At 73.1% G+C, this 461-nt stretch carries 1 protein-coding gene; it reads left to right on the plus strand.

Features of this window, described 5'->3' with window-relative positions; all coding sequences use genetic code 11:
• On the plus strand, positions 1 to 461 hold a 461-nt coding region (locus DBR34_RS18550), incomplete at both ends, for a D-(-)-3-hydroxybutyrate oligomer hydrolase (RefSeq protein ID WP_219928341.1).

A 461-nucleotide genomic window follows, 5' to 3' on the forward strand; every position in this document is an offset into this window, starting at 1 on the left:
TGTCCGCACGGCAGCAACTGGCCGACGCAGGCCTGAGCGACGCCGCGCTTCGGGCTGGCGCGTTCTCGACCGGGTTCGATCTGTGGCGCGCCATCGCAGTGACCTATGCCTCGGCCTATGGGCGCTTTGGGGCGGGCGAGCATCCCTGTGAGTACCGGTTCTCGGCCGCGGCCGCTGACGGCATCCCCGGCCCGGCCGCGGCGGCGCTGCGTGCCACCTGGTGGAGCGAAGGCAGCGGCATCCCGCCGGGCAGCGGCGTGGTGCTGGTGGATGGCAACGCGGCGGCAGAGGATCCGCTGGAGGGCCTCAACTGCCTGCGCGCGCTCGGCCGTGGCGACGGCGCTGATGCCCGACGGGTACGCGCCGGTATCGCCGAGGCGGCCGCCAAGGCTCCGCGTCGCGGCCTGCCCATCGTGGTGATTCACGGCCTTGACGACGGGCTGGTGCCGATCAGCATGACC

It is taken from the genome of Stenotrophomonas sp. HMWF003 (assembly GCF_003061285.1).
Taxonomy (GTDB): domain Bacteria; phylum Pseudomonadota; class Gammaproteobacteria; order Xanthomonadales; family Xanthomonadaceae; genus Stenotrophomonas; species Stenotrophomonas maltophilia_AP.